This window comes from Pseudomonas huaxiensis (genome assembly GCF_003231275.1).
Classification (GTDB): Bacteria; Pseudomonadota; Gammaproteobacteria; order Pseudomonadales; family Pseudomonadaceae; genus Aquipseudomonas; species Aquipseudomonas huaxiensis.
Map to the genome: position 1 here is coordinate 358,044 of NZ_QKVL01000001.1, position 21,718 is coordinate 379,761.

Consider the following 21,718-nt stretch of genomic DNA (forward strand, 5'->3'; position numbering starts at 1 on the left):
TATGACGGCGACCATGAAACTCGGCCAACTGGCCGAGTTCCTTGGAGCGACCCTTCAGGGTCCCGAGGAACTCGAGATCGTTGGTCTCGCGACCCTGCAGGAAGCTGGCCCCGGCCAACTGAGCTTCCTGGCTAATCCCCAGTACCGCAAATACCTGGTTGATACCCAGGCTGCCGCGGTGCTTCTGCGTGCCGCAGATGCCGAAGGTTTTGTCGGCAATGCCCTGATCGTGCCGGACCCCTACCTGGCCTACGCGCGCATCTCCCACCTGTTCGACCCCAAACCCAAGGCTGTGGCGGGAATCCATCCCAGCGCCGTGGTTGCGGCGGACGCTCAGGTCGATGCTGGCGCCAGTATCGGTCCCTTCGCCGTCATTGAAAGCGGCGCGGTCATTGCTTCCGGTGTCACCATTGGCGCGCACTGTTTCGTCGGTGCTCGTTGCGTGATTGGCGAGGGTGGCTGGCTGGCCCCGCGTGTGACCCTGTACCACGATGTTCGCATCGGCAAGCGGGTGGTGATCCAGTCCGGCGCCGTGCTCGGTGGTGAAGGTTTCGGTTTCGCCAATGAGAAAGGCGTCTGGCAGAAGATCGCCCAGATCGGCGGTGTAACTGTCGGCGACGACGTCGAAATCGGTGTCAACACTGCCATCGACCGCGGTGCTCTTGCCGATACCTGCATCGGCAATGGCGTCAAACTCGACAACCAGATTCAGATCGCCCATAACGTACAGATCGGTGACCACACCGCCATGGCGGCGTGCGTGGGCATCTCCGGTAGCACCCGGATCGGCAAGCATTGCACGATCGCCGGTGGTGTCGGAATGGTTGGACATATCGAAGTCTGCGACAACGTATTCGTCTCCGGCATGACCATGGTGACCCGGTCCATTACCGAGCCGGGCGGCTATTCGTCCGGGACGGCGATGCAGCCGTTGGGAGACTGGCGCAAGAGTGCGGCGCGAATTCGTCAACTGGACGAAATGGCCAAGCGCCTTCAACAGGTAGAAAAGCGTGTCGATGCCGTGACCTCAGGCAGCCAGCCTTCATCTGATGGCTGATACCCTTTCCTGATCAAGGCAGCTCGATAGCTGTACCGCTTTCTTGATTCGCAAAAGGTGCATGGCGCCCAGCGCATGCTCCCTATCTTTACTACAGGCTTCCCCCAGAAATGATGGACATCAACGAGATTCGCGAATACCTGCCTCACCGTTACCCGTTCCTGCTCGTGGATCGCGTGGTGGAACTGGACGTCGAGGCCCAGCGCATTCGTGCCTACAAGAATGTCAGCATCAACGAGCCCTTCTTCAATGGTCACTTCCCGGCGCATCCAATCATGCCGGGCGTGCTGATCATCGAGGCCATGGCCCAGGCAGCCGGCATCCTCGGTTTCAAAATGCTCGATGCCAAGCCGACGGACGGCACCCTCTATTACTTCGTCGGCTCCGACAAGCTGCGCTTCCGCCAGCCGGTGCTGCCAGGGGATCAACTGATCCTTGAAGCGAAATTCATCAGTTGCAAACGCCAGATCTGGAAGTTCGATTGCCAGGCATCGGTCGACGGCAAGCCAGTGTGCTCGGCCGAGATCATCTGCGCGGAACGCAAACTATGAGTTTGATTGACCCTCGGGCAATCATCGATCCTTCGGCCAAGCTGGCCGATGGTGTCGAGGTCGGCCCTTGGTCGATCATCGGCCCGGATGTCGAGATCGGGGAGGGGACCATCATTGGTCCGCACGTTGTGCTCAAGGGGCCGACCCGGATTGGGCGGCACAACCGCATCTATCAGTTTTCGTCAGTTGGCGAAGACACCCCTGACCTCAAGTACAAGGGCGAGGCGACTCGCCTGGTGATTGGTGACCATAACGTCATCCGCGAAGGTGTGACCATTCACCGCGGCACGGTACAGGACCGCTCGGAAACCACCCTGGGCGATCACAACCTGATCATGGCGTATGCCCATATCGGTCATGACAGCGTCATCGGCAACAATTGCATTCTGGTCAACAACACCGCGCTGGCTGGTCATGTGCATGTTGCCGACTGGGCAATCCTTTCCGGTTTTACCCTGGTTCATCAGTTCTGCCATATCGGCGCCCATAGTTTTTCCGGCATGGGCACTGCCATTGGCAAGGACGTTCCGGCGTTTGTCACCGTATTCGGCAACCCGGCCGAAGCGCGTAGCATGAACTTCGAAGGCATGCGTCGCCGTGGTTTCAGCGAAGATGCGATCCACGCGCTGCGTCGCGCCTACAAGGTTGTCTACCGTCAAGGCCTGACCGTCGAGCAGGCTATCGTCGAATTGGCCGAGCCGGCCAGCCAGTTCCCTGAGGTCGAGATGTTCCGCCAGTCGATCCAGAATTCTGCCCGCGGCATCACCCGCTGATATGTCCGAACTCTGCGTAGCGCTGGTGGCCGGTGAGGCCAGCGGCGACATTCTTGGTTCCGGTCTGATGCGGGCGCTCAAGGCGCGTCATCCGGATGTTCGCTTCATCGGCGTTGGCGGCCCCCTGATGGAAGCCGAGGGGCTCGTCTCCTACTTCCCCATGGAACGCCTGGCGGTCATGGGCCTGGTCGAGGTGCTGGGACGGCTGCCTGAACTGCTCAAGCGCCGAAAGCAGCTTGTTCAGACGCTTATCGATGAAAAGCCCGACGTGTTCATCGGCATCGACGCACCTGACTTCACGCTGAATATCGAATTGAAACTGCGCCGCGCCGGCATCAAGACCGTGCACTATGTCAGCCCGTCAGTCTGGGCCTGGCGTCAGAAGCGCGTGCTGAAGATCCGCGAAGGTTGCGATCTGATGCTCACCCTGTTCCCCTTCGAAGCGAAGTTCTACGAAGAACAAGGCGTGCCCGTGCGTTTCGTCGGACATCCGCTGGCTGACACCATTCCCCTGGATGCTGATCGACAGGCCGCCCGCGGGGCTTTGGGCCTGCCGGAAGGCCCGCTGGTCGCCTTGATGCCGGGCAGCCGGGGAGGCGAAGTTGGCCGGTTGGGTGCTCTTTTCCTCGATACCGCTCAGCGCCTGCGCGAACTGGTGCCTGGTGTACGTTTCGTTACACCGTGCGCGAATGCCGCGCGGCGTGCGCAGCTTGAACAGATGCTCGAAGGCCGTGACCTGCCGCTGACGCTGCTCGACGGTCAGTCCCACCAGGCCTTGGCGGCTTGCGATGCGGTGCTGATCGCTTCCGGTACTGCCACCCTTGAAGCGCTGCTGTTCAAGCGCCCCATGGTGGTGGCCTACCGCCTCGCGCCGCTGAGCTACTGGATTCTTAAACGCCTGGTCAAAAGTCCCTACGTCTCGCTGCCCAATCTCCTGGCCCAGCGCTTGCTGGTTCCAGAGCTGTTGCAGGAGGCTGCGACCACCGAGTCCCTGGCCCAGACCCTGGCGCCGTTGGTGACCGATGGTGTGCAGCAGACCGAAGGCTTCGACCAGATTCACCGCACACTGCGCCGCGATGCCTCGAACCAGGCCGCAGAAGCAGTGCTGGCCTTGCTGGAAACCCGATAAATGCAAATGGGACTGGACTTCAACCTGGTCGAAGACCTTGTCGCCGGTGTCGATGAGGTCGGTCGTGGGCCGCTGTGTGGTGCGGTAGTGACCGCCGCGGTGATCCTTGACCCGAATCGCCCGATTCTTGGCCTCAATGATTCGAAGAAACTGACCGAGGCTCGCCGCGAAAAGCTGTTCGACGAGATCTGCGAAAAGGCCCTGAGCTTCCACATCGCCCGGGCCGAAGTCGATGAAATCGACGAGTTGAACATTCTCCACGCCACCATGCTCGCAATGCAGCGCGCGGTGGAGGGCTTGCATATCACCCCCCGCTTGGCGCTGATCGACGGCAATCGCTGCCCCAAGTTGAACGTGCCGTCCGCTCCCGTGGTGAAAGGCGATAGTCAGGTACCGGCTATCGCGGCCGCGTCGATCCTGGCCAAGGTCACCCGTGACCGGGAAATGTCCGCGTTCGAACTGATCTATCCTGGGTACGGGATGGGTGGTCACAAGGGGTATCCGACCCCGGTGCACCTGGAGGCGCTGGCCCGCCTTGGTCCGACCCCGATTCACCGGCGCTCCTTCGCGCCTGTGCGGGCGGCCTTCGAGGCCCGGGCCCTGATGGGTGACCAGCCAATCCTGGGCTGAGCCATCGGCTCCACCTTCAGTCAGGATCAGAATCCCCCGGCTGTTGTTTTGATCGAGGCCCGGTACAATCCGGGCCTTGTCGTTTTGCGCTGCTATAGGACCATCATGTCGGTTTCATTCGTTCATCTTCGCCTGCACACCGAATTCTCGCTGGTCGACGGCCTGGTACGGATCAAGCCGCTGGCCAAGGCCCTGACCGCGATGAACATGCCGGCAGTGGCGGTGACTGACCAGAGCAACATGTGCTCTCTGGTCAAGTTCTACAAAACCGCGATGGGGGCCGGGATCAAGCCGATCTGCGGTGCCGACCTGTGGCTGGCCAACGACGACCCGGATGCGCCACTGTCGCGCATCTGCTTCCTGGCGATGAATGCCCAGGGCTATCGCAACCTCACCGAATTGATTTCCCGCGGTTGGGTCGAGGGTCAGCGCAATGGCCTGGTGATTATCCAGCGCGAGTGGATTGCCGACGCCTCCGAGGGGCTGATTGCTCTGTCCGCGGCCAAGGAAGGTGACATCGGCATGGCTTTGCTGTCCGGCAACGCGGTGGACGCCGAAGCACTGCTGCGGGACTGGATGACGATGTTCCCCGACCGCTTCTACGTCGAGGTGCAGCGCACCAATCGCGCCGGCGACGAAGAATACCTGCATGCCGCCGTAGAACTGGCTGATCGCCTGGGCGCACCGCTGGTGGCTACCAACGACGTCCGCTTCATCAAGCAGACCGACTACGACGCCCACGAAACCCGTGTGTGCATCGGCGAAGGCCGGGCGCTGGACGATCCACGTCGCTCGCGCAACTACAGCGATCAGCAGTACCTGAAAAGCGCCGAGGAAATGGCCGAGCTGTTCAGCGACCTGCCCGAGGCGCTGGAAAACACCGTCGAGATTGCCAAACGCTGCAATATCGAAGTGCAGTTGGGCAAATACTTCCTGCCGGACTTCCCGACGCCCAACGGCATGGGCATCGACGATTACCTGCGACACGTCTCCCACGAGGGCCTGGAAGAGCGCCTGGCGGTGCTCTGGCCGAAAGAAACCACACCGAATTACGAAGAGAAACGCCAGACCTACCTGGACCGGCTCAAGTTCGAGCTGGACATCATCATCCAGATGGGATTCCCGGGTTACTTCCTGATCGTTATGGACTTCATCAAGTGGGCCAAGAACAACGGCGTGCCGGTTGGCCCGGGCCGGGGGTCGGGTGCCGGCTCGCTGGTGGCTTACGTCCTGAAGATCACCGACCTCGACCCGCTGGCCTATGACCTGCTGTTCGAACGTTTCCTCAACCCGGAACGGGTTTCCATGCCCGACTTCGACGTCGACTTCTGCATGGACGGTCGCGACCGTGTGATCGAGTACGTTGCCGAAGCCTATGGCCGCAACGCGGTAAGCCAGATCATCACGTTCGGCACCATGGCGGCCAAGGCGGTGGTGCGCGATGTGGCGCGGGTGCAAGGCAAGTCCTACGGACTGGCCGACCGGCTGTCGAAGATGATTCCGTTCGAAGTCGGCATGACCCTGGAAAAGGCCTACGAGCAGGAAGAAATTCTTCGCGATTTCCTCAAGGTCGATGAAGACGCCAAGGAAATCTGGGACATGGCCCTCAAGCTGGAGGGGGTCACCCGGGGTACCGGCAAGCACGCCGGTGGTGTGGTGATCGCACCGACCAAACTGACCGACTTTTCGCCGATCGCCTGCGACGAAGAAGGCGGCGGCCTGATCACCCAGTTCGACAAGGATGACGTCGAAGCTGCGGGTCTGGTGAAGTTCGACTTCCTCGGCCTGCGTACGCTGACGATCATCAAGTGGGCGATGGAGACCATCAACCGCGAGCAAGCCAAGGAAGGTCTGCCAGACCTCAATATCGACTTCATCCCGCTCGACGACAAGCGCACCTACGACCTGCTGCAGAAAGCTGAAACCACCGCGGTGTTCCAGCTTGAATCGCGGGGCATGAAGGAACTGATCAAGAAGCTCAAGCCCGACTGCCTCGAAGACCTTATCGCACTGGTGGCACTGTTCCGTCCCGGTCCGCTGCAATCGGGCATGGTTGACGACTTCATCAACCGCAAGCACGGTCGCGCTGAACTGGCCTACCCGCACCCGGATTACCAGTACGAAGGTCTGAAGCCGGTTCTGGCACCGACCTACGGCATCATCCTGTATCAGGAACAGGTGATGCAGATTGCCCAGGTCATGGCCGGCTACACCCTCGGCGGTGCGGACATGCTGCGTCGCGCCATGGGTAAAAAGAAGCCTGAGGAAATGGCCAAGCAGCGCGGCGGTTTCATCGAGGGCTGCGCGGATAACGGCATCGACGGCAACCTGGCGGGTAACATCTTCGACCTCGTGGAGAAATTCGCGGGCTACGGCTTCAACAAATCCCACTCCGCCGCCTACGGTCTGGTTTCGTACCAGACCGCCTGGCTCAAGACACACCACCCGGCGGCCTTCATGGCGGCGGTACTGTCGGCGGATATGCACAACACCGACAAGGTCGTGACGCTGATCGAGGAAGTGCGCAGCATGAAGCTGCGCCTGGACGCGCCGGACGTGAACTCCTCGGACTTCAAGTTCACCGTCAACGACGACGGTCGTATCGTGTATGGCCTTGGCGCGATCAAGGGCGTCGGCGAGGGGCCTGTGGAGGCGATCGTCGAGGCGCGCGCCGAGGCGCCGTTCAAGGACCTGTTCGATTTCTGTCACCGCGTCGACCTCAAGCGGATCAACAAGCGGACCCTCGATGCGCTGGTGCGCAGCGGCGCGCTGGACCGCCTCGGTCCTTACTTCCACGACGAGATCAAGGCCTATCAGGCCAACGTCGACCTCAACCGCGCTGTGTTGCTCGCGTCCATGGAGGAAGCGATCAAGTCTGCCGAGCAGACTGCACGCACGCACGACAGTGGGCATGCCGACTTGTTTGGCGGGCTGTTCGATGAGGCGGATGTCGACGTCTATGCCAAGCACCGTGCAGTCCGGGAGCTGACGCTCAAGGAGCGCCTGCGCGGCGAGAAAGACACCCTCGGCTTGTACCTGACCGGCCACCCGATCGACGAATACGAAGGCGAAATCCGCCGCTTCGCCCGTCAGCGCATCATCGACCTGAAGCCGGCACGCGATACCCAGACCGTGGCGGGGATGATCATTGCCCTGCGGGTCATGAAGAACAAGAAGGGCGACAAGATGGGCTTCGTCACCCTCGACGACCGTTCGGGGCGTATCGAGGCTTCGCTGTTCGCCGATGCCTTCATGGCCGCGCAGTCGCTGTTGCAGACCGACGCTATGGTGGTGATCGAGGGCGAAGTCAGCAACGATGATTTCTCCGGCGGTCTGCGCCTGCGGGTCAAGCGGGTGATGAGCATGGAAGATGCGCGCACCAACCTGGCCGACAGTCTGCGTCTCAAGATCCACGCCGAGGCGCTCAAGGGCGACCGTCTGGCCTGGCTCGGCGACCTGTTCAAGCGTCATCGTGGGGCGTGTCCGATCAGCATGGAGTACACCGGTAGCGACGCGAAAGCCTTGCTGCAGTTCGGCGAGAACTGGCGTATCGACCCGGCTGATGGCTTGATTCAAGCCCTGCGTGACCAGTTCGGGCGTGAGAACGTCTTTTTGCACTATCGATGAATTTTTAATCTCGACCTGAATGCGCCTGATCCCTTAAGGTAGGGCGCCAAACGGATCAACCGGCCGGCCGCCTGGCCGTCGACCCTAGACGGATGCCTATGAACCCGAATTTTCTGGATTTCGAACAGCCGATTGCTGACCTGCAAGCCAAGATCGAAGAGCTGCGCCTGGTCGGCAATGACAACTCGCTGAACATCGGCGACGAGATTGGCCGCCTGCAAGACAAAAGCAGCACGCTGACCGAGAGCATCTTCGGCAACCTGACCAGCTGGCAGATCGCCCGTCTGGCGCGTCACCCGCGCCGGCCGTACACCCTCGATTACATCGAGCACATTTTCACCGAGTTCGACGAACTGCACGGCGACCGTCACTTCTCCGACGACGCCGCGATCGTGGGCGGCATTGCCCGCCTGGAAGACCGTCCGGTAATGGTCATCGGTCACCAGAAGGGCCGCGAAGTCCGCGAGAAGGTCCGCCGCAACTTCGGCATGCCGCGTCCGGAAGGCTACCGCAAGGCCTGCCGTCTGATGGAAATGGCCGAACGCTTCAAGATGCCGATCCTGACCTTCATCGACACCCCGGGTGCCTATCCGGGCATCGACGCCGAAGAGCGCAACCAGAGTGAGGCGATCGCCTGGAACCTGCGCGTCATGGCACGCCTGAAAACTCCGATCATCGCGACCGTTATCGGCGAAGGTGGTTCGGGTGGTGCACTGGCGATCGGCGTTTGCGACCAGCTGAACATGCTGCAGTACTCGACCTACGCGGTGATCTCGCCGGAAGGTTGCGCCTCGATTCTCTGGAAAACCGCCGAGAAAGCCTCTGATGCCGCTGAAGCCATGGGCATCACTGCCGAGCGCCTGAAAGGCCTGGGTATCGTCGACAAGGTCATTGGCGAGCCACTGGGTGGTGCGCACCGTGATCCGGCCGCCATGGCCGCGTCGATTCGTGGCGAACTGACCCAGCAGCTGGACATGCTGAAGAAGTTCGACAACGAAGCGCTGCTCAAGCGTCGTTACGATCGCCTGATGAGCTACGGGCTCTGATCTGACGCCATCGTGGCATCTGAACGCGGGGCGGGTACGTTTCCACCAGGTGGAGCGGGCCCGTCCCGCGTTTTCATTTGAGGGCTGGCCGCCATGACTGATCTCGCCTCCCAACTGCTTTCACGTCTTGCACCGTGGCGCAGCGCGAATTCCTGGTGGGTAGCCCTTTCCGGTGGCCTGGATTCCAGCGTCCTGCTGCAACTGTTGGCGGACCTCAAGCGCCGTCATGATCTTCCCCCTCTTCGAGCTCTTCATGTTCACCACGGTTTGCAGGTGGCGGCCGACGCTTGGCCGGCGCATTGCCAGCGGCTTTGTGATTCGCTGGGTATCGAGTTGCAGGTCTGTCATGTGCAGGTGGAGGAGGGCGCCAGCCTTGAGCAGTCGGCGCGAAATGCCCGCTATTCGGCCTTCGTTGAGGTCTTGGGCGCTGGCGACGTCTTGTTGACCGGGCAGCATCGTGACGATCAGGCGGAAACCTTGCTGCTGCGCTTGCTGCGCGGTGCCGGGGTGCGCGGCTTGTCAGCGATGCCGGTGCAACGACGGCTGGGGGCGGGGGAACTGGTCCGGCCTTTACTGGACATTTCCCGTGATCAGTTGCTGGCATACGCGACGGAGCAGGGCCTGCAATGGATCGAGGACCCGTCTAATCAAGATGCACGGTTTTCTCGCAACTATCTGCGTCACCAAGTCCTCCCCGCGTTGACGGCGCGCTGGCCGCAAGCCAATCGAAGCCTGGCGCGCACGGCCGCGCATCTGGCTGAGGCGCGGGAACTGCTCGATGAATTGGCGCAGCAGGATCTGGCCTCCGCTCTGGAGGGTGATGAATTTTCCTGGCTTGAATTGCCTTCGCTTAATCTGCGCAGTTTGGCGCGGCTGTCTCCGGCTCGTCAGCGCAATGCCCTGCAGTACTGGCTGGCGCCACTCACGCGGTTGCCGGACAGCGAACATTGGGCCGGCTGGGATGATCTGCGTGATGCCCGCGTCGATGCCTCGCCGGTGTGGCGGCTGACCGACGGCGAACTGCATCGCGCGAGCGAGCGTATTTACTGGCTGAGTGGTAACTGGCTTGAACCTTTGAGTGAGCCGGCACCCTGGACCGATCTTCTGGAGCCATTGCCGTTGCCCGGTAACGGCAGCGTCAGCCTGAGCGGTAGTGCGCCGTCACAAAACTTGCGTATTGGCTATCGCTGCGGCGGCGAAACCCTTGAATTGCCGGGGCGCGGCCGTCGCGATCTAAAGCGGTTGCTCAACGAGCGGCATGTCCCGTCCTTTGTCCGCGGGCGCTTGCCATTGCTGTTCGCGGGGGAGCGTCTGGTGGCTGTGGCGAATCTGCCAGGGCTGGCTGATGGCAATTTGCAACTGACGTGGCGTGCGCCGACGAGCGAGCAAGGTTTGAGATGAAAGGGACATTCCGGTAGACTACGCTCCCTTCTTGATACAGCTTCTGTGACATCGTTTCGAGTCACTGGAGTTGCCGATTACCAAGCAGTTTTTTGCTGGGCGATTCTCAAAATGTGTAGCGAGCTTAGCACCGGGCTTTTCAACCCCGGTCTGTACAGGCGCGGCAGTATTTTCGGATGCACTGTAATTGACGCAGGTGATCGGGGGCTTCGGCCTTCCTTCGCTTTCCCCGGCGGCGCAGACCGCTTTAACGCAGACTTCTAGGGTTTTTCATGACGCGCTACATATTCGTCACGGGCGGTGTTGTTTCTTCATTGGGGAAAGGCATTGCCTCGGCTTCATTGGCGGCCATCCTGGAGGCGCGGGGGCTCAAGGTCACCATGCTCAAGCTGGACCCGTACATCAACGTCGACCCGGGCACCATGAGCCCGTTCCAGCACGGTGAAGTGTTCGTCACCCACGACGGCGCCGAAACCGACCTGGACCTGGGCCACTACGAGCGGTTCATCCGCACGACCATGACCCAGAACAACAACTTCACCACCGGCCGCATCTACGAGCACGTGCTGCGCAAGGAGCGTCGTGGTGATTACCTGGGCGCCACCATCCAGGTCATTCCGCACATCACCGACGAGATCAAACGTCGCATCATCAAGGGCGCCGGCGATGCCGACGTGGCCCTGGTCGAGATCGGCGGCACCGTGGGTGACATCGAGTCGCAACCGTTCCTCGAAGCGATCCGCCAACTGCGGGTCGAAGTCGGCTCCAAGCGCGCGATGCTGATGCACCTGACTCTGGTTCCTTACATCGCCACCGCTGGCGAGACCAAGACCAAGCCAACCCAGCACTCGGTCAAGGAACTGCGCTCCATCGGCTTGCAGCCTGACGTGCTGATCTGCCGTTCCGACCATCCGGTCGATGTCTCTTCCCGTCGCAAGATCGCGCTGTTCACCAACGTTGAAGAGCGTGCGGTGATCTCCCTGGAAGACGTCGACACCATCTACAAGATTCCTGCCGTGCTGCATGCCCAGGGCCTGGACGATTTCGTCGTCGAGCGTTTCGGCCTGCAATGCAATGGCGCCGACCTATCCGAGTGGGAAAAGGTCGTCGATGCCAAGCTCAATCCAGAGCACGAAGTCACCATCGCCATGGTCGGCAAGTACATGGAACTGCTGGATGCGTACAAGTCGCTGATCGAAGCGATGAGCCACGCCGGTATCCAGAACCGTACCAAGGTCAACCTGCGTTATATCGACTCCGAAGACATCGAGAACCAGGGCACCGGTCTGCTGGAAGGCGTCGATGCCATCCTGGTCCCGGGCGGCTTCGGTCTGCGCGGTGTCGAAGGCAAGATCACCGCGGTGCAATACGCTCGCGAGAACAAGGTTCCGTACCTGGGTATCTGCCTGGGCATGCAAGTGGCGGTCATCGAGTTCGCTCGTAACGTCATGGGCTGGAAAGACGCCAACTCCACCGAGTTCGACCGCAACAGCGGTCACCCGGTCGTCGGTCTGATCACCGAGTGGGAAGATGCCACCGGCGCCGTGGAAACCCGTACCGAGACTTCCGACCTGGGTGGCACCATGCGTCTGGGTGCTCAGGAATGCCAACTGGAAAGCGGTTCCAAGGTTCACGATTGCTACGCCAAGGACGTGATCGTCGAACGTCACCGCCACCGTTACGAAGTGAACAACAACCTGCTGCCGAAGCTGGTTGAAGCCGGCCTGAAGGTTTCCGGTCGTTCCGGCGACGGCGCGCTGGTTGAAGTGGTCGAGTCCCAGGATCACCCATGGTTCGTCGCTTGCCAGTTCCACCCTGAGTTCACCTCGACCCCGCGTGACGGCCATCCGCTGTTCAGCGGCTTCGTCAAGGCGGCTCTGGCTCAGAAGAACAAGGCCTGATCCATGACCCAGAAGATCATTCGCGTCGGTAACATCGAGATCGCCAACGACAAGCCGTTCGTCCTGTTCGGCGGCATGAACGTACTGGAATCCCGTGATCTGGCCCTGAAGGTCTGCGAAGAGTACGTGCGGGTTACCGAGAAGCTCGGTATCCCCTACGTGTTCAAGGCCAGCTTCGACAAGGCCAACCGTTCGTCGATCAATTCCTATCGTGGTCCGGGCCTGGAAGAAGGCATGCGGATCTTCGAGGAAGTGAAGAAGACCTTCGGCGTGCCGGTCATCACCGACGTGCACGAGCCTCATCAGGCGCAGGCTGTCGCCGATGTCTGCGACATCATCCAGTTGCCGGCCTTCCTGTCGCGCCAGACCGACCTGGTTGTCGCGATGGCCAAGACCGGCGCGGTGATCAACATCAAGAAAGCCCAGTTCCTCGCACCCCAGGAGATGAAACACATCCTGACCAAGTGCGAAGAGGCCGGTAATGATCAGTTGATCCTCTGCGAGCGTGGTTCCAGCTTCGGTTACAACAACCTGGTTGTGGACATGCTCGGCTTCGGCATCATGAAGCAGTTCGAGTACCCGGTGTTCTTCGACGTGACCCATGCCCTGCAGATGCCGGGTGGTCGTGCCGACTCCGCTGGCGGTCGTCGCGCCCAGGTGACCGAGCTGGCCCGTGCCGGACTGAGTCAAGGCCTGGCGGGGCTGTTCCTGGAGGCTCACCCGGATCCGGACAACGCCAAGTGCGATGGTCCTTGCGCCCTGCGCCTCGACAAACTGGAGCCTTTCCTGGCCCAGCTCAAGCAACTGGATGACTTGGTCAAGAGTTTTCCGACAGTAGAAACCGCATAACGCTCGTTTCTCCGGTACAGTACCGCCCCCTGGTCCATGGCCAGGGGTTTTCTCCGCGGCAGGCCTGCCCGTGCCCCGTGCCTGCGAAAGAGCGGATTCTTCAAGCTGCGTTGTTTTCGTCAATTCTGGAGTGCTTACAACAATGGCAAAAATCGTCGACATCAAAGGTCGTGAAGTTCTCGATTCTCGGGGCAACCCTACCGTGGAAGCAGACGTACTGCTCGACAACGGCATCATTGGCAGCGCTTGCGCGCCGTCCGGTGCTTCCACCGGTTCCCGTGAGGCACTGGAACTGCGTGATGGCGACAAGAGCCGTTACCTGGGCAAGGGCGTGCTGAAAGCCGTCGCCAACATCAACGGCCCGATCCGCGACCTGTTGCTGGGCAAGGATCCTGTTGACCAGAAAGCTCTGGACCGCGCCATGATCGATCTGGACGGTACCGAGAACAAAGCCAAGCTGGGCGCCAACGCCATCCTGGCCGTCTCCCTGGCTGCCGCCAAAGCCGCCGCCCAGGATCAGGACCTGCCGCTGTACGCGCACATCGCCAACCTGAACGGCACCCCAGGTCAGTACTCCATGCCGGTTCCGATGATGAACATCATCAACGGTGGCGAGCACGCCGATAACAACGTCGACATCCAGGAGTTCATGGTCCAGCCAGTTGGCGCCAAGACCTTCTCCGATGGCCTGCGCATGGGCACCGAAATCTTCCACCACCTCAAAGCCGTGCTCAAGGCCCGTGGCCTGAACACTGCCGTAGGTGACGAAGGTGGTTTCGCGCCTAACCTGGCCTCCAACGAAGACGCCCTGGGCGCTATCGCTGAAGCCGTAGCCAACGCTGGCTACAAGCTGGGCACCGATGTGACCCTGGCGCTGGACTGCGCTGCCAGCGAATTCTACGAAGACGGTAAATACAACCTGTCCGGTGAAGGCAAGTCCTTCGACGCCGAAGGTTTCGCCGACTACCTGAAAGGTCTGACCGAACGCTTCCCGATCATCTCCATCGAAGACGGTCTGGACGAGTCCGACTGGGCTGGCTGGAAGATCCTCACCGACAAGATCGGCGAGAAAGTACAGCTGGTGGGCGACGACCTGTTCGTTACCAACACCAAGATCCTGAAGGAAGGTATCGACAAGAACATCGGTAACTCCATCCTGATCAAGTTCAACCAGATCGGCTCGCTGACCGAAACCCTGGAAGCCATCCAGATGGCCAAGGCTGCCGGTTACACCGCGGTGATCTCGCACCGTTCGGGCGAAACCGAAGACTCCACCATCGCCGACCTGGCCGTGGGTACCGCTGCTGGTCAGATCAAGACCGGTTCGCTGTGCCGTTCCGACCGCGTTTCCAAGTACAACCAACTGCTGCGTATCGAAGAGCAACTGGGCGCCAAGGCGGTGTACCGTGGTCGCGCCGAGTTTCGCGGCTAAGCGATAGATGGTAAAAAGACAGCACTGCGTTGCGCCACGGTCGTCCTGACGGGTGTTTCGCAGGTGCTGCGAGCGTTGAATCACAAAGCCTGGCTTCGGTCAGGCTTCGTGCCATCAGCCCTTCGCAGTTGCGGTCTTTAGCCACTGGATGTCCTGATGCGTAGTCCTTATTGGTTGTTCCTCGTCCTTCTCGCGCTGCTCGGTGGCTTGCAGTATCGCTTGTGGGTGGGCAATGGCAGCCTGGCCCAGGTGACTGAGCTGCAACAGCAGATCGCCGACCAGCACGCCGAAAACGAACGTCTGCTGGAGCGCAATCGCGTGCTCGACGCGGAAGTTCTGGAGTTGAAAAAAGGTATGGAAACCGTCGAAGAACGGGCTCGCCACGAGCTGGGCATGGTCAAGGAGGGCGAAACCCTCTACCAGTTAGCCCAATGAACTCTTCCTTGCCTGCCTTCTGGGCAGTGATCCCCGCCGCCGGCGTGGGTGCGCGAATGGCCGCCGACCGGCCGAAGCAGTACCTGCAATTGGGCGGACTTACGATTCTCGAACACAGCCTCAACTGTTTCCTCGACCATCCCTGTGTGAAAGGGGTGGTGGTCAGCCTTGCCGCTGACGATCCTTTCTGGCCCGACCTTCCGTGCGCCAGCGACCCGCGTATCCAGCGGGCCGCAGGTGGGCGCGAGCGCGCCGACTCGGTGCTCAATGCCTTGTTGTTACTGCATGCCCAGGGCGCGTCCGACAGCGATTGGGTGCTGGTGCATGATGCCGCGCGCCCGAACCTGGCTCGCTCCGACCTGGACCGGCTGCTGCTGGAACTGGCGGATGACCCGGTGGGCGGCCTGCTCGCGGTGCCGGCTCGTGACACCCTCAAGCGCGCCGACGCCGATGGCCGCGTCAGTGCGACGGTCGACCGCAGCACCATCTGGCAGGCCTACACACCACAGATGTTCCGCCTCGGCGCCCTGCATCGGGCGCTGGCCGACAGCCTGGTGGCGGATGTTGCGATCACCGACGAAGCGTCGGCCATCGAATGGTCCGGGCAGGCGCCGCGCTTGATCGAAGGGCGTAATGACAACATCAAGGTCACCCGTCCTGAAGATCTGGAGTGGTTGCGCCAGCGTTGGGCGATGCGCGGCTGACGGGTCAGGTTCGCTGATATTCCGGCCTGAGTGCCAGTCCTTCACGCAAGTGATCCACCAGCTTGCGCACTTTCGGTGACAGGTGCCGTTGCTGCGGGTAGAGCGCCCACACCGCCGTATTTGGTGGCTGATGGGCCTCCAGCAGTGAAACCAGGGCGCCGCTGCCCAAGTGTTCCAGCACGTAATAGTCCGGTAGCTGACACAGCCCCATGCCCTGCAGCGCGGCATCCAGTACCGCCTGGCCGCTGTTGCAGCGCCAGTTGCCCTGGACCCGTTGCGCGATTTCCCGACCCTCCTGCTGCACCGCCCAGATATCCGAACTGCCGATCAGGCAATTGTGCCGCGCCAGTTCCGACAGGCTGTGCGGTCGGCCATAGCGACTGAGGTAATCCGGCGAGGCGCACACGAACATGCGCCGCGGCGCGATTCGGGCGGCCACCAGCCTTGATTCCTGCAAACGTCCAAGCCGAATCGCCAGGTCCATGCCTTCGTGGAGCAGGTCGAGGGTGTTGTTGGTCAGCTCGATATCCACCCGCAGTTGCGGGTACTGGGTCATGAAGCGCGTTACCAGCGGCACGATAAAGCGTTCGCCATACGCCACCGCGCAGGTCATGCGCAACAGTCCCTTGGGTTCGCTGTTGAGGTCGCCCATGGCGCGCAAGGCTTCTTCGCGACCGTCCTGCAGCCGTTGGCAATGTTGCAGGAAGGTTTGTCCGGCTTCACTCAGAGTGACGCGCCGCGTGCTGCGGTATAGCAAACGCGTTTGCAAGCGTTCTTCAAGGCGTGCCACCTGGCGGCTGATATGCGAAGAAGAAACGCCAAGGCGCTCGGCGGCGGCGGTGAACTGCCCGGACTCGGCCACCGCAACGAACTCGTCGATGCCTTCCCAGCGGTTGCTCATTGATTATCCCTGTGTAGCAATAATGTTTTGTCTTTGGCCGGATTATTCATCAAAAGCGCTTGAATTACACTGCGTGCTTGAACTGTCCCTCAGTTGGAGAAGATTGATGATCAAGTCCCGTGCCGCCGTTGCCTTCGAGGCCAAGAAACCGCTGGAAATCGTCGAAGTCGACGTCGCCATGCCGAAGGCCGGCGAAGTGCTGTTGCGCGTGGTCGCCAGCGGCGTCTGTCATACCGACGCCTACACCCTGTCCGGCGCTGACCCGGAAGGTATCTTCCCGTCGATCCTTGGTCATGAAGGCGGCGCGATCGTCGAGGCCATTGGCGAAGGCGTGACCTCGGTAGCGGTGGGTGATCACGTGATCCCGCTGTACACCCCGGAATGCGGCCAGTGCAAATTCTGTCGTTCGGGCAAGACCAACCTGTGCCAGGCCATCCGCGCGACCCAGGGCAAGGGCCTGATGCCAGACGGGACTACCCGTTTCTCCTACAAAGGTCAGCAACTGTTCCACTACATGGGCACCTCGACCTTCTCCGAGTACACCGTGCTGCCGGAAATTTCCGTGGCCAAGATTCAAAAAGAGGCGCCGCTGGAAAAGGTCTGCCTGCTCGGCTGCGGCGTGACCACCGGTATCGGCGCTGTGCTCAACACCGCCAAGGTCAAGCCGGGTGACACCGTGGCAGTCTTCGGTCTCGGCGGCATCGGTCTGTCGGCAATCATCGGTGCGGTGAAAGCCAAGGCGTCGCGAATCATCGCGGTCGACATCAACCCAAGCAAATTCGAAATCGCCCGCCAGTTGGGTGCGACCGACTGTGTCAATCCGAAGGACTATGACCGCCCGATCCAGGAAGTGATCGTCGACCTCACCGACGGCGGTGTGGACTTCTCCTTCGAGTGCGTAGGCAACGTGCAACTGATGCGTGCGGCACTGGAATGCTGCCACAAGGGCTGGGGTGAGTCGGTCATCATCGGCGTCGCCGGTGCCGGGCAGGAAATCGCTACCCGTCCGTTCCAGTTGGTCACCGGCCGCGTCTGGCGTGGTTCGGCTTTTGGCGGTGTGCGTGGCCGCAGCGAACTGCCGAGCTACGTCGAGATGGCGGAAAAAGGCGAGATCCCGCTGGATACCTTCATCACCCACACCATGGGGCTGGAGGATATCAACAAGGCCTTCGACCTGATGCACGAAGGCAAGAGCATCCGCAGCGTCATCCATTTCTGAGGTGCTCATGAGCCTGGAAAACATTTCCTGTCAGAAGAGTTTCGGTGGCTGGCACAAGCGTTACCGCCACCGCTCCGAGGTGCTCGGTTGTGACATGGTTTTCGCCGTGTACCTGCCGCCGCAAGCCGAGCAGGGCGGCAAGTTGCCGGTGCTGTACTGGCTGAGCGGCCTGACCTGCACCGACGAGAACTTCATGCAGAAAGCTGGCGCGCACAAGCTCGCCGCCGAGCTGGGGATGATCATCGTCGCGCCGGACACCAGTCCGCGCGGCGCACAGGTGCCGGGCGATCCCGACGGTGCCTGGGACTTCGGCCTGGGCGCGGGTTTCTACGTGAACGCCACGCAACAGCCGTGGGCGGCCAACTACCGCATGTACGACTATGTGGTGGACGAACTGCCGGCACTGATCGAGGGGCATTTCCCGGCCTCGACCCAGCGCGCCATTAGCGGACACTCCATGGGTGGGCACGGTGCGCTGGTGTGCGCGTTGCGCAATCCGGGGCGCTATGTATCGGTGTCGGCCTTCGCGCCCATCAGCAATCCGATGGATTGCCCGTGGGGGCAGAAAGCGTTCAGCCGCTATCTGGGCGAAGACCGTTCGCGCTGGCGCGAGTGGGATGCCAGCGTCCTGATTGCCCAGGCCAGTGAGCGTTTGCCACTGCTCGTAGACCAGGGTGATCGCGACGACTTCCTGGAAAACCAGCTCAAGCCACAGGTTTTGCAGCAGGCTGCTCACGCTGCGGGCTACCCGCTGCAACTGCGCTTGCAGCCCGGCTACGACCACAGCTATTACTTCATTGCCAGCTTCATCGATGACCACCTGCGGCATCACGCCACAGCCTTGGGTATTGGCCAGGACTGAGTCCTACAATTCAAGCCCAAGGCCCGGCAAAGTAGGTAGAATCACGCCCTGACTCAATCAGGGCGTTTTTTTATGCGTATTGGCCACGGCTACGATGTGCACCGCTTCGCGGACGGCGACTTCATCACCTTGGGAGGCGTGCGGATCCCGCACAAGTTCGGGCTGCTCGCCCATTCCGATGGCGACGTGCTGTTGCATGCCCTGAGCGATGCGTTGCTTGGCGCCGCTGCGCTGGGTGATATCGGCCGCCACTTCCCTGATACCGACCCGCAGTTCAAGGGCGCCGACAGTCGCGTTCTGCTGCGTCATGTGGTTGGCATCGTCCAGGCCAAGGGCTGGAAGGTTGGCAACGTCGACGCAACCATCGTTGCCCAGGCACCGAAGATGGCGCCGCACATCGAACACATGCGTGAGCTGATCGCTGAAGACCTGCAAGTCGAACTCGACCAGGTCAACGTCAAGGCCACCACCACCGAAAAACTCGGCTTTACCGGGCGTGAAGAAGGCATTGCCGTGCATGCCGTCGCGTTGTTGCTGCCCGTATGACCGAACTCGATCTTCTCGGTCCGCGCGCCAGCGGGCCGGCATTGGGTAGCGCAGTGCTCAAGGCAGTTGCGGAAGACTTCCAGGTCGATGAAGTGCTCGACATCCCATTGTCCGGGGAGGGCGAGCACCTTTGGCTGTGGGTCGAGAAACGCGACCTCAACACCGAAGAGGCCGCCCGCCGTCTGGCCCGTGCCGCTGGCGTTCCGCTGAAGACCATCAGCTATGCCGGGCTGAAGGACCGTCAGGCCCTGACCCGTCAGTGGTTCAGCCTGCATCTGCCAGGCAAGGCCGATCCGGACCTGAGCGCCGCCGAAAACGAAACCTTGCGTATCCTCAAGCGCACTCGCCATTCGCGCAAGTTGCAGCGTGGTGCGCATTCGGCCAACGGCTTCACCCTGCGACTGACCCGGCTTCAGGCGGATCACGCGGCGCTGGATGCTCGTCTCGAACAACTGAAAGCCGAGGGTGTTCCCAACTACTTTGGCACCCAGCGTTTCGGGCATCTGGGTGGCAACGTCGAAGAGGCACGCCACTGGGCCGAACGCAAGGCACTGCCGGAGCAGCGCAACCTGCGTTCCCGGGTACTTTCCAGTGCTCGCAGCTATCTGTTCAACCGGGTGCTGGCCGAGCGTGTAAGCGACGGTAGCTGGCAGCGTGCCCAGGTTGGCGATCTCCTGGCATTCACTGATAGCCGTAGCTTCTTTCCGGCAGGCGAGCCGGAATGCAGCGATCCACGATTGGCAATTCTCGACCTGCATCCCACCGGGCCGTTGTGGGGTGAAGGGTTACCCGCGACGCAGGGCTTGGGCGGCGCCATCGAGCAGCGTATCGCCAGCCGGGAAGCAGCCCTTTGCGAATGGCTTGGCAATGCCGCGCTGAAGCAGGAACGACGCATTCTGCGACTGCCCATTGGGCGTCTGACGTGGCATTATCCAGAGCCTGATACCCTGCAACTGGAATTCATCCTGCCGGCCGGATGTTTCGCCACCGTCGTGGTGCGCGAACTCGTTGATCTGGTCCCGGTAGGGCAGACGGACAGCCCATGCGTATTCTGATTTCCAATGACGACGGGGTCATCGCACCCGGACTCGCTGCGCTCCACGATGCGCTGGCGGATTACGCCGAGTGTGTGGTGGTCGCCCCGGATCAAGACAAGAGTGGCGCCAGCAGCTCGCTGACCCTCGACCGTCCGCTGCACCCGCAAACCCTGCCCAACGGCTTTATCAGTATCAACGGCACACCGACCGATTGCGTTCACCTGGGCCTGAATGGCCTGCTCGATCGCGTGCCGGACATGGTCGTGTCGGGAATCAACCTCGGCGCCAACCTGGGTGATGATGTGCTGTATTCGGGCACTGTCGCTGCAGCGCTGGAAGGCCGGTTCCTGGGTGGCACCTCGTTCGCGTTCTCGCTGCTGTCGCGCCTGCCCGACAACCTCCCGACCGCTGCCTACATCGCGCGCAAGCTGGTCGAGGCGCAACAGCGCCTGGAGCTGCCGCCGCGGACTGTGCTCAACGTCAATATCCCGAACCTGCCGCTTGATCGCATTCGCGGCATCCAACTGACCCGACTGGGGCACCGCGCGCGGGCTGCGGCTCCGATCAAGGAGGTCAATCCACGTGGCAAGGAAGGTTACTGGATTGCGGTGGCCGGTGATGCCGAGGACGGTGGTCCGGGCACGGACTTCCATGCGGTCATGCAGGGCTATGTGTCGATCACGCCACTGCAACTGGACCGCACGTTCCATGATGCCTTCGAACGCATGGATGGATGGTTGGAGGGCGTGCTTTGATGCGTGATCAGGGCGACATGATGCGTCGTGGTATCGGCATGACTTCCCAGCGCACTCGCGAGCGGCTGATCCAGCGCCTGTGCGAGGAAGGTGTGTCCAATCCCCGGGTACTGGATGTACTGCGTCTCACGCCGCGGCATTTGTTCGTCGATGAAGCGCTGGCCCATCGCGCCTACGAAGACACCGCCTTGCCGATCGGACATAACCAGACCATTTCGCAGCCTTTCATGGTCGCTCACATGAGCGAGGTGCTGCTTGAGGCGGGCCCTTTGGACAAGGTGCTGGAAATCGGTACCGGCTCCGGCTACCAGACTGCCGTGCTGGCGCAGTTGGTGGAGCGGGTGTTCTCGGTGGAGCGCATCAAGGTGCTGCAGGATCGCGCCAAAGAGCGTCTGACCGAACTGAACCTGCGTAATGTGGTGTTTCGTTGGGGCGATGGCAGCGAAGGCTGGCCGGCGTTGGCTCCGTACAACGGGATCATCGTCACTGCGGTAGCACCGGAAGTGCCTCAAGCGCTGCTCGATCAATTGGCACCAGGCGGACGCATGGTGATCCCCGTAGGCGCCGTCGGCGAGGCCCAGCAGCTATTGCTGATCGTACGCGAGGAACATGGATTTTCCCGACGTGTGCTGGGCGCCGTGCGCTTCGTTCCGCTGCTCAATGGAACCCTGTCCTGACCGGTCTTTATTTTCAGAATCGGCGAATTCTCGGTTCGGCGCCGGGTCTATGAGGCGGACACTGTAAACCTGAGTCTGCAACGGTTCACGTTTTGCACCTGTTCAGAGCGCGCAAGACGCTCATGCCTGGTTATAATTGCAACGTTATTGCATTTTCAAACTCGACACCATTTAAGGGAGCGGCGG

At 61.3% G+C, this 21,718-nt stretch carries 20 protein-coding genes; 19 read left to right on the plus strand and 1 reads right to left on the minus strand.

Annotated elements, in window-relative coordinates:
* The first annotated feature begins 1 nt into the window (after position 1).
* The 13 genes from lpxD to ispD all read left to right on the plus strand — a co-directional run bounded on the left by lpxD (position 2) and on the right by ispD (position 15,535).
* Positions 2-1,057, plus strand: coding sequence for a UDP-3-O-(3-hydroxymyristoyl)glucosamine N-acyltransferase (lpxD, locus tag DM374_RS01615; RefSeq protein WP_110968280.1), 1,056 nt, complete (start codon positions 2-4; stop codon positions 1,055-1,057).
* A 110-nt stretch (positions 1,058-1,167) separates the two neighbouring features.
* Positions 1,168-1,608, plus strand: coding sequence for a 3-hydroxyacyl-ACP dehydratase FabZ (gene fabZ / locus DM374_RS01620; protein ID WP_110968281.1), 441 nt, complete (start codon positions 1,168-1,170; stop codon positions 1,606-1,608).
* A complete protein-coding gene (lpxA, locus tag DM374_RS01625; protein ID WP_110968282.1) occupies positions 1,605-2,381 on the plus strand; it encodes an acyl-ACP--UDP-N-acetylglucosamine O-acyltransferase in 777 nt (258 codons plus the stop codon). Before fabZ ends, lpxA begins: the two co-directional genes overlap by 4 nt.
* A gap of 1 nt (position 2,382) precedes the next feature.
* Positions 2,383-3,510 carry a lipid-A-disaccharide synthase gene (gene lpxB / locus DM374_RS01630; RefSeq protein ID WP_110968283.1) on the plus strand — a complete coding sequence of 376 codons (1,128 nt, stop codon included), beginning with the start codon at positions 2,383-2,385 and terminating at the stop codon, positions 3,508-3,510.
* Positions 3,511-4,140, plus strand: coding sequence for a ribonuclease HII (gene rnhB / locus DM374_RS01635; RefSeq protein ID WP_110968284.1), 630 nt, complete (start codon positions 3,511-3,513; stop codon positions 4,138-4,140). It begins immediately after the preceding gene.
* 105 nt (positions 4,141-4,245) lie between these two features.
* Entirely contained in the window at positions 4,246-7,767 is a 3,522-nt protein-coding gene (gene dnaE, locus DM374_RS01640; protein ID WP_110968285.1) for a DNA polymerase III subunit alpha, read from the plus strand.
* A gap of 98 nt (positions 7,768-7,865) precedes the next feature.
* Entirely contained in the window at positions 7,866-8,813 is a 948-nt protein-coding gene (locus DM374_RS01645; protein WP_110968286.1) for an acetyl-CoA carboxylase carboxyltransferase subunit alpha, read from the plus strand.
* 93 nt (positions 8,814-8,906) lie between these two features.
* Positions 8,907-10,214, plus strand: coding sequence for a tRNA lysidine(34) synthetase TilS (tilS, locus tag DM374_RS01650; protein WP_110968287.1), 1,308 nt, complete (start codon positions 8,907-8,909; stop codon positions 10,212-10,214).
* Positions 10,215-10,486: 272 nt separating this feature from the next.
* Positions 10,487-12,115: a CTP synthase gene (locus DM374_RS01655; protein WP_110968288.1), complete on the plus strand. Its 1,629-nt coding sequence runs from the start codon at positions 10,487-10,489 to the stop codon at positions 12,113-12,115.
* A gap of 3 nt (positions 12,116-12,118) precedes the next feature.
* The gene (gene kdsA, locus DM374_RS01660) at positions 12,119-12,964 is read left to right on the plus strand and encodes a 3-deoxy-8-phosphooctulonate synthase (RefSeq protein WP_095154067.1); all 846 of its coding nucleotides are present in this window, start codon (positions 12,119-12,121) and stop codon (positions 12,962-12,964) included.
* A gap of 142 nt (positions 12,965-13,106) precedes the next feature.
* Positions 13,107-14,396 carry a phosphopyruvate hydratase gene (eno, locus tag DM374_RS01665; protein ID WP_095154066.1) on the plus strand — a complete coding sequence of 430 codons (1,290 nt, stop codon included), beginning with the start codon at positions 13,107-13,109 and terminating at the stop codon, positions 14,394-14,396.
* A gap of 156 nt (positions 14,397-14,552) precedes the next feature.
* A complete protein-coding gene (gene ftsB / locus DM374_RS01670; protein WP_110968289.1) occupies positions 14,553-14,831 on the plus strand; it encodes a cell division protein FtsB in 279 nt (92 codons plus the stop codon).
* Positions 14,828-15,535, plus strand: a complete 708-nt coding sequence (ispD, locus tag DM374_RS01675; protein WP_110968290.1) for a 2-C-methyl-D-erythritol 4-phosphate cytidylyltransferase — start codon at positions 14,828-14,830, stop codon at positions 15,533-15,535. Before ftsB ends, ispD begins: the two co-directional genes overlap by 4 nt.
* Before the next feature lie 4 nt (positions 15,536-15,539).
* On the opposite strand, the gene DM374_RS01680 is transcribed toward ispD, so the two are convergent.
* On the minus strand, positions 15,540-16,436 hold the full coding sequence (locus DM374_RS01680; protein ID WP_110968291.1) for a LysR substrate-binding domain-containing protein: 897 nt from the start codon (positions 16,434-16,436) through the stop codon (positions 15,540-15,542).
* A 106-nt stretch (positions 16,437-16,542) separates the two neighbouring features.
* Between DM374_RS01680 and DM374_RS01685 the strand changes: the two genes are divergently transcribed.
* From DM374_RS01685 to DM374_RS01710, 6 genes are all read left to right on the plus strand, one after another.
* The gene (locus tag DM374_RS01685; protein WP_110968292.1) at positions 16,543-17,655 is read left to right on the plus strand and encodes an S-(hydroxymethyl)glutathione dehydrogenase/class III alcohol dehydrogenase; all 1,113 of its coding nucleotides are present in this window, start codon (positions 16,543-16,545) and stop codon (positions 17,653-17,655) included.
* 7 nt (positions 17,656-17,662) lie between these two features.
* Complete coding sequence (gene fghA / locus DM374_RS01690; protein WP_110968293.1) at positions 17,663-18,517, plus strand: S-formylglutathione hydrolase; 855 nt, start codon at positions 17,663-17,665, stop codon at positions 18,515-18,517.
* 72 nt (positions 18,518-18,589) lie between these two features.
* Positions 18,590-19,063, plus strand: a complete 474-nt coding sequence (ispF, locus tag DM374_RS01695) for a 2-C-methyl-D-erythritol 2,4-cyclodiphosphate synthase (protein ID WP_110968294.1) — start codon at positions 18,590-18,592, stop codon at positions 19,061-19,063.
* Positions 19,060-20,118 (plus strand): tRNA pseudouridine(13) synthase TruD, encoded by a 1,059-nt coding sequence (gene truD / locus DM374_RS01700; protein WP_110968295.1) that lies wholly within the window; start codon positions 19,060-19,062, stop codon positions 20,116-20,118. The genes ispF and truD overlap by 4 nt, the downstream gene beginning before the upstream one ends.
* Positions 20,106-20,855 (plus strand): 5'/3'-nucleotidase SurE, encoded by a 750-nt coding sequence (gene surE / locus DM374_RS01705; protein WP_095154058.1) that lies wholly within the window; start codon positions 20,106-20,108, stop codon positions 20,853-20,855. The genes truD and surE overlap by 13 nt, the downstream gene beginning before the upstream one ends.
* Before the next feature lie 38 nt (positions 20,856-20,893).
* Entirely contained in the window at positions 20,894-21,532 is a 639-nt protein-coding gene (locus DM374_RS01710; protein ID WP_175651925.1) for a protein-L-isoaspartate(D-aspartate) O-methyltransferase, read from the plus strand.
* Positions 21,533-21,718 lie beyond the last annotated feature (186 nt).

Bases quoted from the DNA above. Each gene is read 5' to 3' on its own strand.
- lpxD (WP_110968280.1), top strand. From the start codon at position 2: ATGACGGCGACCATGAAACTCGGCCAACTGGCCGAGTTCCTTGGAGCG.
- fabZ (WP_110968281.1), top strand. From the start codon at position 1,168: ATGATGGACATCAACGAGATTCGCGAATACCTGCCTCACCGTTACCCG.
- lpxA (WP_110968282.1), top strand. From the start codon at position 1,605: ATGAGTTTGATTGACCCTCGGGCAATCATCGATCCTTCGGCCAAGCTG.
- lpxB (WP_110968283.1), top strand. From the start codon at position 2,383: ATGTCCGAACTCTGCGTAGCGCTGGTGGCCGGTGAGGCCAGCGGCGAC.
- rnhB (WP_110968284.1), top strand. From the start codon at position 3,511: ATGCAAATGGGACTGGACTTCAACCTGGTCGAAGACCTTGTCGCCGGT.
- dnaE (WP_110968285.1), top strand. From the start codon at position 4,246: ATGTCGGTTTCATTCGTTCATCTTCGCCTGCACACCGAATTCTCGCTG.
- DM374_RS01645 (WP_110968286.1), top strand. From the start codon at position 7,866: ATGAACCCGAATTTTCTGGATTTCGAACAGCCGATTGCTGACCTGCAA.
- tilS (WP_110968287.1), top strand. From the start codon at position 8,907: ATGACTGATCTCGCCTCCCAACTGCTTTCACGTCTTGCACCGTGGCGC.
- DM374_RS01655 (WP_110968288.1), top strand. From the start codon at position 10,487: ATGACGCGCTACATATTCGTCACGGGCGGTGTTGTTTCTTCATTGGGG.
- kdsA (WP_095154067.1), top strand. From the start codon at position 12,119: ATGACCCAGAAGATCATTCGCGTCGGTAACATCGAGATCGCCAACGAC.
- eno (WP_095154066.1), top strand. From the start codon at position 13,107: ATGGCAAAAATCGTCGACATCAAAGGTCGTGAAGTTCTCGATTCTCGG.
- ftsB (WP_110968289.1), top strand. From the start codon at position 14,553: ATGCGTAGTCCTTATTGGTTGTTCCTCGTCCTTCTCGCGCTGCTCGGT.
- ispD (WP_110968290.1), top strand. From the start codon at position 14,828: ATGAACTCTTCCTTGCCTGCCTTCTGGGCAGTGATCCCCGCCGCCGGC.
- DM374_RS01680 (WP_110968291.1), bottom strand. From the start codon at position 16,436: ATGAGCAACCGCTGGGAAGGCATCGACGAGTTCGTTGCGGTGGCCGAG.
- DM374_RS01685 (WP_110968292.1), top strand. From the start codon at position 16,543: ATGATCAAGTCCCGTGCCGCCGTTGCCTTCGAGGCCAAGAAACCGCTG.
- fghA (WP_110968293.1), top strand. From the start codon at position 17,663: ATGAGCCTGGAAAACATTTCCTGTCAGAAGAGTTTCGGTGGCTGGCAC.
- ispF (WP_110968294.1), top strand. From the start codon at position 18,590: ATGCGTATTGGCCACGGCTACGATGTGCACCGCTTCGCGGACGGCGAC.
- truD (WP_110968295.1), top strand. From the start codon at position 19,060: ATGACCGAACTCGATCTTCTCGGTCCGCGCGCCAGCGGGCCGGCATTG.
- surE (WP_095154058.1), top strand. From the start codon at position 20,106: ATGCGTATTCTGATTTCCAATGACGACGGGGTCATCGCACCCGGACTC.
- DM374_RS01710 (WP_175651925.1), top strand. From the start codon at position 20,894: ATGACTTCCCAGCGCACTCGCGAGCGGCTGATCCAGCGCCTGTGCGAG.